The following is a 15,028-nucleotide window of genomic DNA, read 5'->3' as shown; positions in this document are numbered from 1 at the left end:
TGATGGCGGAAAGCTCGCCGGCGCGGCGCTCACTCCCGCGCCGGCGAGTCCGCCCTGAGGTCTGTCACTGGGTTGATGCCGCCCAGTGAAAGACCTCTGGAACGCGAAACTTACGAAAGCACCATCACGACCACGCGGCGGTTCTGAGCCCGGCCTTCGCGCGTTTCGTTCGGGGCGACAGGGGCTTCCTGGCCGTACGAGATCGTCGCCATGCGGTTCAGGGCGACGCCATGCTGGCTCAGGAACTTGCGCACGGTCTCCGCGCGCTTCTCGCCGAGCTCGTCGTTGTATTCCTTCGAGCCCGAGTTGTCGGTGTGGCCCTGGATTTCCAGGTACACGTTCTTGTTGTCGGTCTTCAGCTTCTCGGTGAACTCCGAGAGGCGCTGCTCGGCTTCCGGCGAGAGGTTCGCGGCGTTGACCGGGAACTTCACCGAGTCGTCGGACAGCACCAGGGCATACTGGAACTTGCCCTCGGCCAGCTTGCCGGCCGCGATGGCGCGGTCCAGGGCTTCCTTGGAGGTCTTGTCCAGTTCGCCGATCTGGGTGTCGTGAGCGCTGACCCGCTCATTGACCTGACCGACCTGGGTATTCACGTACTTCTTGGTCGCGCAGCCGCTGACCGACAGGCCGCCCATCACCAGGGCGGCGGCGACCATCATGGTCTTCGTGCTTGCTATCATTTTGGGTCTCATCCGTAGTGGGCGCGAGGCGTCCTGCAACGCTCGCTGGGACGAACTCGGCAAGCCAAACTAGGCCAAAGATGGGCGTGATTCCGGCGCTTCCGGGCCAAGCTAGACCATTGATACAGCTCGACAATTCGGAGACTTTAATACCGCGCGCAAGCGCCGTGCCCGGAATTTGGTTCCGAAGTTTTTTATTCTTCTGAAGTGCGCGAAAGCCACGCCTGGAAGGCCCGAAGCGCGGGACTCGGAGCCTTGGACTTCAGCCAGGTGAGCCAGTAGCGGCCGGCGCTGACCTGAGTCTGGAAGGGGCGGACCAGGCGCCCCTGCTGCAGGTCGCGAGCAAACATCATCGGCGGGGCCAGCGCCACCCCCAATCCCTGCATCGCCGCCTCGACCATCACCCAGGAGCTGTCGAACACCGGCCCCCGGATCGGCGGCGGCGACAGGCCGGCGGCGGCGAACCAGTCGGGCCAGTCGGCCGCGCGGTAGCTGCGCAGCAGGGTCTCGCCGAACAGATCCGTGGGCTCGGCGAGCCGTTCGGCCAGGGCCGGCGCGCACAGCGGGCTCATCGGCGCCGCGAACAGCGGCGCGGCCTCGGTCCCGTGCCAGGCGCCGTCGCCGAACCGCACCGCGCAGTCCAGCCCCTCGCCCGCCAGGTCGGTGCGGTTGTTGTTGGTGAAGAGCCGCAGGTCGACGAACGGGTGGGCCTCGCGAAAGGCCGGCAGGCGCGGCAGCAGCCAGCCCACCGCGAAGGTGCCCACCACCCCGACGCTCAAGACCTCCAGCACCCGGCCGCCCTCGAACCGGGCCAGGACGTCGCCCAGCTTGTCGAACGAGTCCCGCACGCTGGGCAGCAGGGCCAAGCCCTCGTCGGTCAGGGCCAGGCCGCGCGGGAGGCGGCGGAACAGGGCCGCGCCCAGCCGCGCCTCCAGCCCCTTCACCTGGTGGCTGACGGCCGCCTGGGTCACGCACAGCTCGATCGCCGCCCGCGTGAACGACAGGTGGCGGGCCGAGGCCTCGAAGGCGCGCAGGGCGTTCAGGGGCAGCTGGGCGCGACTCATATGCAAGACCCTAACTAATCTAATGGCTCCGCCAAGGTATCGTCGTTTGTGGCGAAGGCCAGCGCCGGGCAGGGTTGGCGGGCAAGGAGACCCCCGAATGCTAAATCGCAGAACGCTGATAACGGCCCTGGCGGCCGCGCCCGCCCTCGCGCCTGGACTTTCGCCGGACTTGGCGAACGCCGCGCTTTTCGCCAGCAAGCCGACTTCCGACCTTACTTCACGTATTAACGAATTGGAGCAGGCCAGCGGCGGCCGCCTGGGCGTGGCGGTGCTGGACACCCAGACCGGCCGGCGGTTCGCCTGGCGCGGCGACCAGCGCTTCCGCATGTGCAGCACGATCAAGGCGCCGCTGTCGGCCGCCATCCTGCGCCGGGTCGACCAAGGCCGCGAGCGGCTGGACCGCCGGGTCACCTTTGGCCGCGACGTGCTGATGGGCAATTCGCCGGTGGTCGAGAAGCACCTTGAGGACGGTCTGACCATCGGGGCCCTGTGCGAGGCGACCATCACCTGGAGCGACAACGCCTCGGCCAACCTGTTGTTCGACGCCCTCGGCTCGCCCGCCGACCTGACCCGCTTCCTGCGCGCCATCGGCGACCAGACCACCCGCAGCGACCGTCGCGAGCCCGAGCTGAACACCGGCGTCCCCGACGATCCGCGCGACACCACCACCCCGACGGCGATCCTGGCGACCTGGCGAACCCTGCTGCTGGACGACGCCCTCAGCCCCGCCTCGCGCAAGCAACTGACCGACTGGCTGGTGGCCAACCGCACCGGCGACAAGCGGCTGCGGGCGGGCCTGCCGCGCGGCTGGCGGGTCGGCGACAAGACCGGCAACAACGGCAAGGACACCACCAACGACATCGCCATCGCCTGGCCGCCGGGCCGCAAGCCGATCCTGATCGCCTGCTTCCACGACCGGGGCAGCAGCGACGACGACGCCCGCAGCGCGGTGCATGCGCGGGTGGCGCGGGCGGTCGTGGCGTCGGGGTTCGGGGGGTAGAGGCGGAAAGTTATCCACAGGAATGGCGTCTCTCCTCCCCATCAGGGGGAGGTGGATCGATGCGGATACGCAGCGAGACGGAGGGGGTCCGCGCAAGCGGTTCTGCATAGGCCTCGCCCCAAGCCCCCTCCACCGGCGTTCGCCGGTCCCCCTCCCCCAAGAGGGGAGGAGATCAACACACACCCCTCCTCCCATTAGGGGGAGGTGGATCGATGCGGATACGCAGCGAGACGGAGGGGGTCCGCGCAAGCGGTGCTGAAGAGGCCCCGCCCCAAAGCCCCCTCCACCGCCGTTCGGCGGTCCCCCTCCCCCAAGAGGGGAGGAGATGGTCCTGAACACCCGTGGATATCCCCGCTAAAAAACCAACGTTTCCGTTTTCCGACAGCCCCTTACACAAAAACGTCGGCTCCTTGTCCCCGGCCCTCCCGGCGGCCTCATGCTTTACCGCCATGAGCCACACCGACACCCCCGCCCGCAGCTGGTGCGAAACCCTGCAGAAGAAGCTGATGGCCGCGATCGACGCCGCCTGGGCCCTGATCGAGTCCAGCGACGATCCGGCCGTGCTGGCCAAGGCCCGCGACAAGGCTCGGCTGGCCGGCCAGCTGGCCGTCGAGGCCCGCCGGATCGCCGCCCTGGTCCCGCCGCCGCGCGACGACAAGCCCCGCCGGACGCCGCTGGAGGCGGCGATCGCTTCGATCCAGACCGACGCCGCCCCGCCAGCCACGCCCCCGCCGCCCAGGGCCCCGGCGGCCCAGGCGGCGGCCATGCAGGCCGCCCTGGCGCGGATGGGACGCCGGTAGGGTCTTCCCCAATATCGGCATCCGCGAGCCAAATTGTCGCACTCGCCTAAACGATGGGGAAACGCTGTTCTTGTAGGACGGACGACAAGGATGTTTGCGCCATGCCCTCGAACGGTTCGAGGGGGCCGGGGAAAGAGCTTGCCCAAGGGTCTCGACCATCAAGCCGCGACGACGACGGCGCTCGCCGTCAGCCGCGCCGCCCGCGGCCGCAAGCCGTGGCTGGCCTACGCCAACCTGAAGCTGGAAGCGGCGGTCTTCCTGCTGCTGGCCATCACCTTCGCCGCCGTGCTGGGCAAGAGCGCCATCACCACCCAGCGGCTGGTCTTCTCGCCGCAGTCCGAGCGCTTCGCGACCTTCGCCTTCTCCGACGCCGAGAACGGCGGTGGTTCGGTCGTCTCTCCCGACCTGGCCCGCCCCCTGGCCTGGTCGTGCCAGATCCGTTCGGGCGTCGCCTATCCCTATTGCGGCTATGGCCTGCAGCTGGACCCCGGTCGCCCGACCGCGGGCCTGGACTTCTCGCGCCTGCGCACCGTCACCCTGCGGTTCGCCTACCACGGCCGGGCCGACCACCTGCGCCTGCTGGTCAAGACCTCGCCGCCGCCGCCCCTCCAGGGCCGGAGCCGCGATGACCTGATGCCGCTGGCGATCGACTTCCCGGTCGTCCAGGGCCGCAACGAGGTCCGCCTGCCGCTGGCCCAGCTGGCCCCAGAGCAGTGGTGGGAAGCCAGTCACGGCCTGTCGCCCAGCGGGACCGGACCGAACCTCGACCAGGTCCACATCGTGGCCATCACCACCAGCGACGCCAAGGCGCCCGCCGCCCTGGCCGTCAGCGTCGACGAGATCGCCTTCGAGGGCTCCTATCTCTCGACCGAGCAGTTCTACCTGATCATCCTGGGCGCCTGGCTGGTGCTGAGCGGGGGCTTCCTGGTCCATCGCGTGCTGGGCATGCGCCGCGCCTACGAGGTCCGCCAGCGGCTCCAGGCCCAGGAGGCCCGCCTGCTGGCCAGCGCCCACGCCGCCGAGAAGGCCGCCAGCAGCGCCAAGTCGCGCTTCCTGGGCAATATGAGCCACGAGCTGCGCACGCCGCTGAACGCGGTGATCGGCTACGCCTACTGGCTGAGCCGCACCGATCTCGATCCCAAGCAGCGCGACGCCGTCGGGGCCATCCAGTCCAGCGGCGAGCACCTGCTGGCGATGATCAGCGACATCCTGGACATCGCCAAGATCGAGGCCGGCAAGTTCGAGCTGGTCGCCGCGCCGTTCGACCTGCGCGAATGCCTGGCCGGGGTCGGCGACATGTTCCGCCTGCCCGCCGAGGAGAAGGGCCTGGACTTCACGGTCGACATCGCGCCCGACGTCCCGGCCGCCGTCGTCGCCGACCGCAAGCGCGTGCGCCAGGTGCTGATCAACCTGCTGGGCAACGCCATCAAGTTCACCGAGGCCGGCGGCGTGACCCTGCGGGTGTCCGTGGTCTCCGCCGAGGCCGCCAGCGTCCGCCTGCGCTTCGTGGTCGAGGACACCGGCGTCGGCGTCGCCGCCGACCAGCTGGACGCTATCTTCCGCCCGTTCGAACAGGTCGGCGACCAGGTCAGCCGCGCCGGCGGCGCGGGCCTGGGCCTGGGCATCACCCGCCAGATCGTCGAGATGATGGACGGCGACCTGGACGTCGAGAGCCAGCTGGGCCTGGGCAGCCGCTTCACGGTCGAGGCAGCGTTCCAGGTGGCGGCGGTGGCGCTGGCCTCTCCCGTGGCGTAGCCCCCTCTCCCCCTGCGGGAGAGGGTGGCCGCCGAAGGCGGTCGGGTGAGGGGTCTCGCCGCCCCGCCGGACACGTCTTTCAACCCCTCATCCGTCAGCTTCGCTGACACCTTCTCCCGCAAGGGGAGAAGGAACCACTCTTGTTACCGGTATCATTTCTGTTAGCCTCCCCCGCGCTGACACCGGCGGCCAAGCCGGGACTGGGGAGAAGACGACCATGCGCCAGATCGCTGGAAAGACCATCGCGCCCTCGCTGAGCGCCCTGATCCTGGCCGCCGCCCTGGTCGGGCCGGCCCTGGCCCAGACCGCCGGCAAGCCCCAGCCCTACCAGGATCCCAGCCTCCCCGCCGCCCAGCGCGCCGCCGACCTGGTCTCGCGCATGACGCTGGAAGAGAAGGCCGGCCAGCTGCGCCACGCCGCCCCCGCGATCCCGCGCCTTTCCGTCCCGGCCTACAACTGGTGGAACGAGGGGCTGCACGGCGTGGCCCGGGCCGGCGAGGCCACCGTCTTCCCGCAGGCGATCGGCATGGCCGCCACCTGGGACGCGCCGTTCGTCCATGAGATCGCCGACACGATCGCCACCGAGTTCCGCGCCAAATATGTCGAGAAGGTCGCGCCCGACGGCTCGACGGCCCAGTATCGCGGCCTGACGGTGTGGTCACCCAACATCAACATCTTCCGCGACCCGCGCTGGGGCCGGGGCCAGGAGACCTGGGGCGAGGACCCGGTCCTGACCGCGACCCTGGGCTCGGCCTTCGTCGAGGGCCTGCAGGGTCCCGACCTGAACCACCTGAAGACCCTGGCCATGGCCAAGCACTTCGCCGTGCACAGCGGGCCCGAGGCCGACCGCCACCGCGACGACATCCACCCCTCGCGCCACGACCTGGAGGACACCTACCTGCCGGCCTTCGAGGCCCTGGTGACCCAGGCCAAGGCCCAGTCGGTGATGTGCGCCTACAACGCCGTCGACGGCCAGCCGGCCTGCGCCAGCGACATGCTGCTGAAGGACAAGCTGCGCGGCCAGTGGAAGTTCGACGGCCACGTGGTCTCGGACTGCGCCGCCATCGCCGACGTCTACCTGCCGACCTCGCACGCCTATCGCAAGACCGCCGCCGAGGCCTTCGCCGTGACGGTCAAGGCGGGCACCGACCTGCTGTGCGACTTCGGCGGCCCGAACGGCGTCGAAGCCCCGGCCATCGTCGAGGCCGTGCGCTCAGGCCTGGCGACCGAGGCCGAGGTCGACCAGGCCGCCCGCCGCCTGTTCGAGGGCCGCATGCGCCTCGGCTTGTTCGATCCGCCGGGCTCGGGGCCCTGGGGCAAGATCACCGCCGCCGACAACGACACGCCGGCCCACCGCGCCCTGGCCCTGAAGGCCGCGCAAAAGGCCATGGTGCTGCTGAAGAACGACGGCCTCCTGCCGCTGAAGGCCGCGCCGAAGTCGATCGCCGTGATCGGTCCCAACGCCGACAGCGTCGACGCCCTGGTCGGCAACTACAACGGCACGCCGTCCAAGCCGGTCACGGTGCTGGCCGGGATCCGCGACCGCTTTCCCGGCGCCAAGGTGACCTATGTCGCGGGCACGGGGCTGATCGGCCCGCCCAGCGCGCCGACTCCGGACGCGATCTTCTGCCAGGACGCCGCCTGCGCGGCCAAGGGGCTGAAGGTCGAGGAGTTCGCGGGGCTGGAGCTGGCCGGCGCGCCGACCGCCACGCGCGTCGACGCCAACGCCAACTTCCGCTGGGGCTGGCCGACGCGGGCCGCGCGGCAGGCCTCGATCCGCTGGACCGGCTTCGTCACGCCGACGCAGAGCGGCCCGCACAGCTTCGCCATCGACGGCGAGCGCGGCTGGCGCATCAAGATCGACGGCAAGTCGGTCGCCGAAGCCTGGGACACGATCCAGGATCCGGGCCAGGCCCAGACCATCATGCTGACCGCCGGCAAGGCCTATGCGATCACCATCGAGGCGCGCCAGGACAGCAGTCGCGGCGGCCAGCGCCTGACCTGGAGCCAGCCCGCCGACAACGCCGACACGGCCGTGGCGGCCACCAAGGACGCGGACCTGATCGTCTTCGTCGGCGGCCTGTCGGCCCGGATCGAGGGCGAAGAGATGCCGGTCCACGCCCCGGGCTTCGCCGGCGGCGACCGCACCAGCCTCGACCTGCCCGGCCCGCAACAGAAGCTGCTGGAAGGCCTGGCCGCGACCGGCAAGCCCACCGTGCTGGTGCTGGTCAACGGCTCAGCCATGTCGGTGAACTGGGCCGACCAGAAGATCCCGGCCATCGTCGAGGCCTGGTATCCCGGCGGCGAGGGCGGGACGGCGGTGGCGGGCCTGCTGGCCGGCGACTACAGCCCGGCCGGCCGCCTGCCGGTGACCTTCTACCGCTCGGCCGAGCAGCTGCCGCCGTTCAAGGACTACACGATGGCCGGCCGCACCTATCGCTACTTCGGCGGCGAGGCGCTGTACCCGTTCGGCTATGGCCTGTCCTACACCACCTTCAAGTACGGCAAGCCCGTCCTGAGCGCGGCCAAGATCAAGCCCGGCCAGCCGCTGACCGTCTCGGTCGACGTCACCAACACGGGCGGCCGCGAGGGCGACGAGGTGGCCCAGCTGTACGTCACCCGCCCCGGCGTCGCCGGCGCCCCGATCCGCTCGCTGAAGGGCTTCCAGCGCGTGACGCTGAAAAAGGGCGAGACCCGCAAGCTGACCTTCGCCCTCGACCCTGCCGCCTTCAGCACGGTCGACGACAAGGGCCAGCGCGGCGTCGTCCCCGGCGCCGCCGACCTCTGGATCGGCGGCGGCCAGCCCGTCGTCCGCCCGGGCCTGGCCAAGCCCGCCGGCGTCGCGGCCAGGGTGGAGGTCGGCGGCTAGAACGCGCCAATCTCCACCTTAGGGCGTTTAATTCTCCAAAGCTCAGCTTGAGGGTGTTTAGTAAACCCTATATAGCCTCCGCTCCATAAGGGACGAGCTCGCCGAGCGGCGGGCGACGGAGCGGAGCGCGCGTAGATGGCTGCCACCCTGCAGACCCTGAAGACCTGGTACGGCAATGTGATGCGGTCGGACTACGCCCACATCCCGGCCGCCCACCAGACCCTGCTGACCGACCTGTCGGCCCAGGTCCAGGCCGGAACCCTGACCCTGTCGGCCGCCCAGAGCCAGGTAATCGGGCTGGCGGCGGGGACGACCTCGGTCGCCAGCCTGACCTAAAGCTTCTTCACCGGCGGCTTGCCGTCCGAGGGCGGCTTCGACTTCCTGGTCGCGGCCGGCGGCCCCAACGGCAACAGCCTCAACAGCGCTTACTACCAGTCGTTCAACACCGAGAACCGCTACATCAACTTCGCGGTCAACCTGGGCAAGGTGGGCGAGGGTCAGGCGCGGTTCAGCGCCGACTACGGCGCGCTCGGCCTCACCGATACGCTGGTCAAGGCCTATACGGCGATCTTCGGCTCAACCCCGGACGCGGCCAAGATCGACGCGATCCTGAACGCCAAGGTGTCGAACGGCGCGGGCGTCGACTACACACGCGCCGACTACTTCGCCAGCTACGGCGGCGATGGCCTGAGCGGTCTGGGAACCAAGGCGGCGCTGATCGGCTGGCTGATGGCCGAGGCGGTCAAGGCCGACTTCGGCTTCTACGCAATGGCCAATGACATGTTCCTGGCCGATCTGGCCTTCGACGGCGTGGCGGCCTTCCGCAGCGACCTGATCACGAGCTATGGGATGCGGCAGCCCTCAAGCACCGGCGCGGTGTTGACCGCTTCGCCCGACAAGCCGATCTCCCCCTCGGCGACCGATTCCGACCAGAGGTCCACTTCCGACGGGGACATCATCCGAGGCTCGGCCGGCCTCAACGCCGGGGTGATCATCGACGCGGGGGCGGGCGAAGACTCGATCTTCGTAACAGGGACGATCTACGGAACGATCACCACCGCCGACGGCCACGACATCCTCAACCTGGGAACCCTGGGGGCCTCGACCGCGACCCTGGGCGTGCCAGCCCAGTATGGAACCGTGACCCTGGGCGCGAACGGCAATCTCGTCACCCTGAAGGGCGGCATGGCCCAGGGAACCAGCGTGACCGCGACCGGCACGGCCAACGTCCTGCACATCGACAACGGCGGCGCGGCGCTGGAGGGTGCGATCAGCGGCTTCCAGACGGTCTATCTGCACAGCGGCGGCATACCGGCCGGCCTCACCGGCGCCAGCGTGATCTACAGTCTGGCCGGCGGCTCGATCTCCATCGACGCCAGCCAGACCCTGATCCTGAAGGACACGGCCAACGCGACGGTGATCTACGCCCCGGCCGATCCCCAGAATGGCGCGAGGATCGGCCTGCACCTGCAGCACTTCCAGGGCGCCCCAACCACCGACGCCGTGGTCGCGCCCGGGGTCTTCGTCCCCAACGGCGGCGCGATCGGCCTCTACACCATCGCCGACGGTCCCCAGGACAACAACGGGACCTTCTTCCTGCATGTCGACACCGACAGCACCGCCGGCCTGATCTACGGCTGGTCGACCAACCGCGCCCCGGGCGTGAACTATCGCGGTCCCCTGCCCAACCTGACCATCGACGGCGCGGGCAGCCTGACCGCGCAGATCGCCGGCAGCTTCACCAATGTCGACGCCACCCAGGCCGGCGACTTGACCCTGTCCTACGACTTCCAGGCCGGCAGCCAGGCCCAGACCGTCCGCCTGGGCGACGGGACCAACAGCCTGACGGCGACCTTCGCCGGCGTGATCCAGGGGTCGCTGAGCATCGCCGACGCCAAGCTCTATCTGGGCGCCGGGGCCGACACGATCCGCCTGGGCTCCAACGCCTCGCTGCCGACCCTGTCGAACCTGCACATCAAGGACGGAACCACGCTCAGCGGCCCGCCCCAGATCATCGGCTTCCAGAAGGGCGTCGACCATCTGATCCTGGACGCCCAGGCCCATGCGATGACCGCCGGCGTCCAGACCTACGCCGACGGCAAGACCTCGCTGCAGGACGCCCTGATCGCCGTCTCGGCCCATGTGGCGGTCAACACCGCAGCGGTCTTCACCTGGGGCGGCGACACCTATGTCTACACCCAGGACGGCACGGTCGGCGTCAACATGGGCGCTTCGGCCAATACGGGCGATGGCCTGATCCGCCTGGTCGGCGTCACCGGCCTGACGGTCGGGACCGGCGCGGGCGACTACGACATCCACTACGGATGAGGGACGGGGCGCGCCCGCGCGCGCCCCGAAGGCCTCAGAACGTCTCGCCGACCATCGTCTCGCTCAGCGCCCACAGGGCCCGGGCGCGGGCCGGGTCGAGGGCATAGGACCGCACGCCGGCGCGGATCTGCGAGGCGTCCTCGACCAGCTCGGCCACGTGGCAGTCCTCGCAATAGAGGCCGCCGACCTCGTCCACCGGAGCCACGACGCCGGCCCAGACGCTGGTCGCCGCGCCCTGGGGGATGGTCTTCCACTCGATCGGCGGCTCGCCACGTTCGGCCGCCTGGGCGTTCAGCTGGTCGATCCAGCCCTGGATGAAGGCCGGATCCAGGTGGCGGGCCAGCTCGGTCTGGATGCCGCCCGGATGCACGGCCACGGCCCGCACGCCGCGATCCTTGTGGCGACGGTCGAACTCGACGGCGAACAGAATGTTGGCGGTCTTGGAGCGGCCATAGGCCTCGAACGGCACGTAAGGCGTGGTCTCGAAGTTCGGGTCCTCGAGATTGACGTCCGAGAAGCGGTGGCCCGACGAGGCTAGGGACACCACCCGCGAGCCGGCCTTCAGCAGGCTGGCGATACGGTTGACGAACACGAAGTGGCCCAGGTGGTTGGTGCCGAACTGGGTCTCGAAGCCGTCGACGGTCTTGCCGAACGGCGGGGCCATGACCCCGGCGTTGGCGATGACCAGGTCGAAACCGCTGCCATCAGCGACCAGCGCGTCGGCGGCGGCGCGGACGCTTGAAAGGTCGGCCAGGTCCAGCGCGATCAGCTGCAGCGATCCGCCGCTGGTCGCGGCCGCCTCGCGCACGACGGCGGTGGCGGTCTCGGCCTTGGCCAGATCGCGCGCCGCGCCGACCACGTCAGCCCCGTGGGCGGCCAGGACGCGGGCGGTCTCGACGCCCAGGCCGGCCGAGACACCGGTGACCAGCACCCGCCTGCCCTTGAGATCGACGCCGGCCAGGACGTCGTCAGTGGTGGATTTGGCGCCGAAGGAATTGCTCATGGCTCTCTCGTCCCCTGAAGGGTTTGGTGTTGTCCGAGCCGATCCGGAGGATTAAATGGAGGAAGGCTCCGGATACATATTCGGAGGCAACCTCCGCTTTTCAAGGTCGATGCCCGAAGATTCCGAAACCGCCGTTGAGACGGCCGGGGAAAAGGCCCCGCGCAAACCCCGCGCCGACAGCCTGCGCAACCGCGACCTGCTGCTGACGGCGGCCAAGACGGCCTTCACCGAGACGGGGGCCGAGGCGCCGCTGGAGGACATCGCCCGGCGGGCCGGCGTCGGCATCGGCACCCTCTACCGCCACTTCCCCACGCGCGAGGCGCTGGTGGCGGCGGTCTATGCGCGCGAGATCCAGCAGCTGGCGGCCTCGGCCGACGCGTTGCTGGCGCAAGGACCGGCTGGCCAGGCCCTGGGCGCGTGGCTGAACCTGCTGATCGACTACATGGCCACCAAGCGCGTGGTGGCCCCGGCCCTGCGCGCCGATCCGGGCGAGGGCTCGCGGCTCTACGCCAGCTCGGGCGGGACGATCCTGGCGACGCTGCAGAAGCTGACCGAAGCCGCCCACGCGGCCGGCGACATCCGCCCCGACATAGGCTTCGAGGACATCCTGAAAATGATGAGCGGCCTCAGCGTCGGCTACGAACAACCCGGCTGGGACGCCGGCGCCCGACGGCTGCTGGACGTGATGATGACGGGGCTGCGGGCGCGCTGAGCTCGCCCGGGAGGCTGGCTGCACGCCCTTGGCGCGCAGCCTCCTCGACCGATTAGAAGCTCATGCGGGCCGACATGGAGATCGTGCGTCCGTTGGCGGCGCGCCCGATGCCGATGCCATTGGCCGGGACCGACGGCGTGGTGATCTCGATGAAGGCGACCTTGTCGAACAGGTTGTCGACATTCAGCATCAGTCGCACGCGATCCGTCGGGCGGTACTGAACGAAGGCGTCGACCAGCTTGTAGCCCGGCATCCGCATCAGGTTGTTGTCCTGCACCCAGCTGCTGGTCGTGCCGGTGATGTTGGCCCCGACCGTCACCTGGCGGAGTTCGAACTGGGGCGTTACCTGGTAGATGAAGTCCGGCTGGCGGCGCGGGACCTTGCCGGCGACGGCGGCGTTCAGCTTGTCGTTGACGAGCTTGGCGTGGGTGTAGGTCACCCCGCCCCGCAGGCTGAACGGTCCGTGTCGATAGGTCCCTTCGGCTTCCACGCCATAGGCGGTGTAGTTCCGATCGGTGGTGATGGCGCCCGCCTGCACGTTCGTGTCTTCGGTGTCGGCGTTGAAGCCCGTGACGTTCACCGTGAAGCTGGGCGCGCGGTATTTGAACCCGCCTTCGAATTGCTTGACGATGTCGTAGCCGTCGGCCTTGTTGACCAGGTGGCCATCCGTGGTGCTGACCTTGTCCGAGAACAGCACCTTGTCGGCGCCGGCCCGCGCGCCGCGGCTGTAGCGCGCGAAGACCGCGAACGGCTCGGCGACCCGGTAGTTCACGCCCACGGAATAGCTGGCGTAGCCGTAGTTGTAGTGGACGGGCGCCGGGCGATCATACGGCGTGAAGGCGGTCTTCGATTCCGCGACGGAAATGACGCCGTCGCCGTTGAAGTCGACGGACTTCATGCCGACGCGGCCGCCGCCCAAATCCGCCCCGAACAGTTGGCCGCGCACTCGGCCCGAGTCGTAGCGGACGCTGCCCCCGATCGCGACCTTGCCGAAGCGATAGTTGAGCGACCCGTAGGGCGCGGTGATGTTGTACCGGACGTCGTAGTCACGCCGGAAAAAGGCGGTGGAGCCGGACCGATTGAACCCCAGATAGCCGTTCTGGGTCTGCCGGACGCCCGCGGCGTTGGTGTAGTTGATCAACGCCGAATTGCCGTCGTCCGCCACATCCTGGATGTGGTTACTGTACAGCCAATCGCTGGTGTAATCCTGAAGCGACTTGTAGATCCCGCCCGTCACCGTCAGCTCGCCCTTGCCGACCCCATACGCGCGGGTGGCGCGCAGATCGTTGATGAAGTTGTTCAGCGAGCGCGACTCGATCCGGTTCAGCGAGCTCGCGACAACCAGGCCGTTGCCGTTGAGGGCGCCGAGATTGGTGATGACCTGGCCGGCGCGCGGGCCCGTGGCGTAGGCGAAGGTTCCCGCGCCGCCGCCCAGCGAGGCCGGCAGCGCGCTCCCCGAATAGATCGCCGAGACCAGGTTGCGGGTCGTCCCGCCCTGGATGTCGGAATACCGGCCGCGCTGGGTGACCGTCCAGCCGGCGACCTCGAACTGCGATTCCAGGCCGATCGATTTCACCAGGGCGCTCTGGCCCTGGCTGACCGGAAGCTCGGCGGGCTTGTTGTCGGCGTCCAGCGTGACAAGATTGCCCAGATAGCCCGAGAGCATCGAGTCGCGCCGGACATCGTAGGTATTGAAGCTGCCGTAGACCGGGTTGTCATTGGTTCCGGTGATGCGCACCGGGCCCGGCAGATAGTGCGGCGAGCGGTCGTCCAGATACTTGCCCGAGAGCCGGACGTACCCGTTGGAAAACTGCTTGGTGACGTTGAACTTCAGCTGACCGCCCTTGAAGGCGTTGAAGCCGACCCGGCGCGGCCCTTCGCCGACCCGGTAGAAGCCGCCGATGTGAAACCGCCAGCTGTCGTTGATGGGCGCGCCGTACTCGAAGTCCACACGCTTGGTGTCGTAGTCGAGCCCGGTGCTCAGCTGGACCGCGCCGCCAGCCACGTCGCCGGTCTTGGAGATCAGGTTGATCACGCCGGCCGGCGAGTTCGACGCGAACGTTGAAGACGAGCCGCCGCGGATGGACTCGATCGCGGAGAGGTTGAGGTCGGCGCGAATGTAGATGTCGGACGCGCCGTTGAAGAAGTCGCCGAATTCCAGGACCGGCAGGCCGTCTTCCTGAAGCTGCATGTATTTCGACCCGCCGGACGCCAGGGGCAGGCCGCGGATCGTGTAGGCGGAACTGCCGTCGCCGGTGGACGACTCGGTCCTGATACCCGGCAGGTTGCGGAGCAAGTCGCCCAGCGAACGGCCGCCCAGGACCTCGATGTCCTTCTCGCGCAGCGCGCTTGTCGAGGTTGCGCTGTCCAGTCGGTCGCGCCCCTTGGCGACGCCCGTGGAGAAGACCTCCTCACGGCTGGCCGGCGCGTTTGTCTCCCGCTTTCCAGCCCCGGCTTTGGCCACGGCGGTTTCTGCCAGTGCGCACGAAGGTGCGACAAATAGAAGCGGAGCCAAGACCGCCGAAATGTAGAATAGCTTCATAATGTCGCACGCCTCCCGCTATCATTATCCACTATTCAACCATGAGATTGTTTGTGATTTGGTAAATGCGTGGCGCACGTGGCGATCCTTTACTGTCACCAACCTTTCGATGCATCTCCACATCTAAAATTCCAGCCAAAGCAACCTGCCGCCACCTCACGGCGCAGCCCTGCACGTGGGCGCGCGTCCGCGCGCCCTTTCGACAGAGCGTCGATCGGAGAACGTCGGCTTTAACCTTGCTGGCCTAGCAGGCCGCGTCCGCGGTGGGCCGGAAG

General features: G+C 68.9%; 10 protein-coding genes and 1 pseudogene. 7 read left to right on the top strand and 4 right to left on the bottom strand.

The window, feature by feature from the left end:
- Positions 1-110: 110 nt before the first annotated feature.
- Both K8940_RS04565 and K8940_RS04560 read right to left on the bottom strand, forming a co-directional pair.
- Positions 111-680 carry an OmpA family protein gene (locus K8940_RS04565; RefSeq protein ID WP_223393342.1) on the bottom strand — a complete coding sequence of 190 codons (570 nt, stop codon included), beginning with the start codon at positions 678-680 and terminating at the stop codon, positions 111-113.
- A 194-nt stretch (positions 681-874) separates the two neighbouring features.
- Complete coding sequence (locus K8940_RS04560; protein ID WP_223393341.1) at positions 875-1,744, bottom strand: LysR family transcriptional regulator; 870 nt, start codon at positions 1,742-1,744, stop codon at positions 875-877.
- A gap of 232 nt (positions 1,745-1,976) precedes the next feature.
- On the opposite strand from K8940_RS04560, the gene bla reads away from it, so the two are divergent.
- The 6 genes and pseudogenes from bla to K8940_RS04530 form a co-directional block, all read left to right on the top strand.
- Entirely contained in the window at positions 1,977-2,744 is a 768-nt protein-coding gene (bla, locus tag K8940_RS04555; protein ID WP_263285791.1) for a class A beta-lactamase, read from the top strand.
- A gap of 449 nt (positions 2,745-3,193) precedes the next feature.
- Positions 3,194-3,544, top strand: a complete 351-nt coding sequence (locus K8940_RS04550) for a hypothetical protein (RefSeq protein ID WP_223393339.1) — start codon at positions 3,194-3,196, stop codon at positions 3,542-3,544.
- 138 nt (positions 3,545-3,682) lie between these two features.
- Positions 3,683-5,299, top strand: coding sequence for a sensor histidine kinase (locus tag K8940_RS04545; RefSeq protein ID WP_223393338.1), 1,617 nt, complete (start codon positions 3,683-3,685; stop codon positions 5,297-5,299).
- A gap of 217 nt (positions 5,300-5,516) precedes the next feature.
- Positions 5,517-8,168, top strand: a complete 2,652-nt coding sequence (locus K8940_RS04540) for a glycoside hydrolase family 3 C-terminal domain-containing protein (protein WP_223393337.1) — start codon at positions 5,517-5,519, stop codon at positions 8,166-8,168.
- Between the two features lie 135 nt (positions 8,169-8,303).
- On the top strand, positions 8,304-8,504 hold the full coding sequence (locus K8940_RS04535) for a hypothetical protein (protein WP_223395985.1): 201 nt from the start codon (positions 8,304-8,306) through the stop codon (positions 8,502-8,504).
- A 15-nt stretch (positions 8,505-8,519) separates the two neighbouring features.
- A pseudogene (locus K8940_RS04530) lies at positions 8,520-10,496 on the top strand (hypothetical protein); the annotation flags it as partial.
- A gap of 34 nt (positions 10,497-10,530) precedes the next feature.
- On the opposite strand, the gene K8940_RS04525 reads toward K8940_RS04530, so the two are convergent.
- On the bottom strand, positions 10,531-11,499 hold the full coding sequence (locus K8940_RS04525) for an SDR family NAD(P)-dependent oxidoreductase (protein ID WP_223393336.1): 969 nt from the start codon (positions 11,497-11,499) through the stop codon (positions 10,531-10,533).
- Between the two features lie 109 nt (positions 11,500-11,608).
- Here K8940_RS04525 and K8940_RS04520 point away from each other — a divergent pair, with 109 nt between their 5' ends.
- Complete coding sequence (locus K8940_RS04520; protein ID WP_223393335.1) at positions 11,609-12,211, top strand: TetR/AcrR family transcriptional regulator; 603 nt, start codon at positions 11,609-11,611, stop codon at positions 12,209-12,211.
- Between the two features lie 52 nt (positions 12,212-12,263).
- Here K8940_RS04520 and K8940_RS04515 read toward each other — a convergent pair whose 3' ends face one another.
- Positions 12,264-14,753, bottom strand: a complete 2,490-nt coding sequence (locus tag K8940_RS04515) for a TonB-dependent receptor (protein ID WP_223393334.1) — start codon at positions 14,751-14,753, stop codon at positions 12,264-12,266.
- Positions 14,754-15,028 lie beyond the last annotated feature (275 nt).

Source organism: Caulobacter segnis (assembly GCF_019931575.1).
GTDB lineage: Bacteria > Pseudomonadota > Alphaproteobacteria > Caulobacterales > Caulobacteraceae > Caulobacter > Caulobacter segnis_C.
The sequence above is the reverse complement of the archived record's forward strand: the minus strand, read 5'-3'. Positions and strand labels throughout refer to the sequence as shown.

Coding starts and splice junctions, on each gene's coding strand:
- K8940_RS04560 (WP_223393341.1), bottom strand. CDS start 1,744: ATGAGTCGCGCCCAGCTGCCCCTGAACGCCCTGCGCGCCTTCGAGGCC.
- K8940_RS04565 (WP_223393342.1), bottom strand. CDS start 680: ATGATAGCAAGCACGAAGACCATGATGGTCGCCGCCGCCCTGGTGATG.
- K8940_RS04550 (WP_223393339.1), top strand. CDS start 3,194: ATGAGCCACACCGACACCCCCGCCCGCAGCTGGTGCGAAACCCTGCAG.
- K8940_RS04540 (WP_223393337.1), top strand. CDS start 5,517: ATGCGCCAGATCGCTGGAAAGACCATCGCGCCCTCGCTGAGCGCCCTG.
- K8940_RS04525 (WP_223393336.1), bottom strand. CDS start 11,499: ATGAGCAATTCCTTCGGCGCCAAATCCACCACTGACGACGTCCTGGCC.
- K8940_RS04515 (WP_223393334.1), bottom strand. CDS start 14,753: ATGAAGCTATTCTACATTTCGGCGGTCTTGGCTCCGCTTCTATTTGTC.
- K8940_RS04520 (WP_223393335.1), top strand. CDS start 11,609: ATGCCCGAAGATTCCGAAACCGCCGTTGAGACGGCCGGGGAAAAGGCC.
- K8940_RS04535 (WP_223395985.1), top strand. CDS start 8,304: ATGGCTGCCACCCTGCAGACCCTGAAGACCTGGTACGGCAATGTGATG.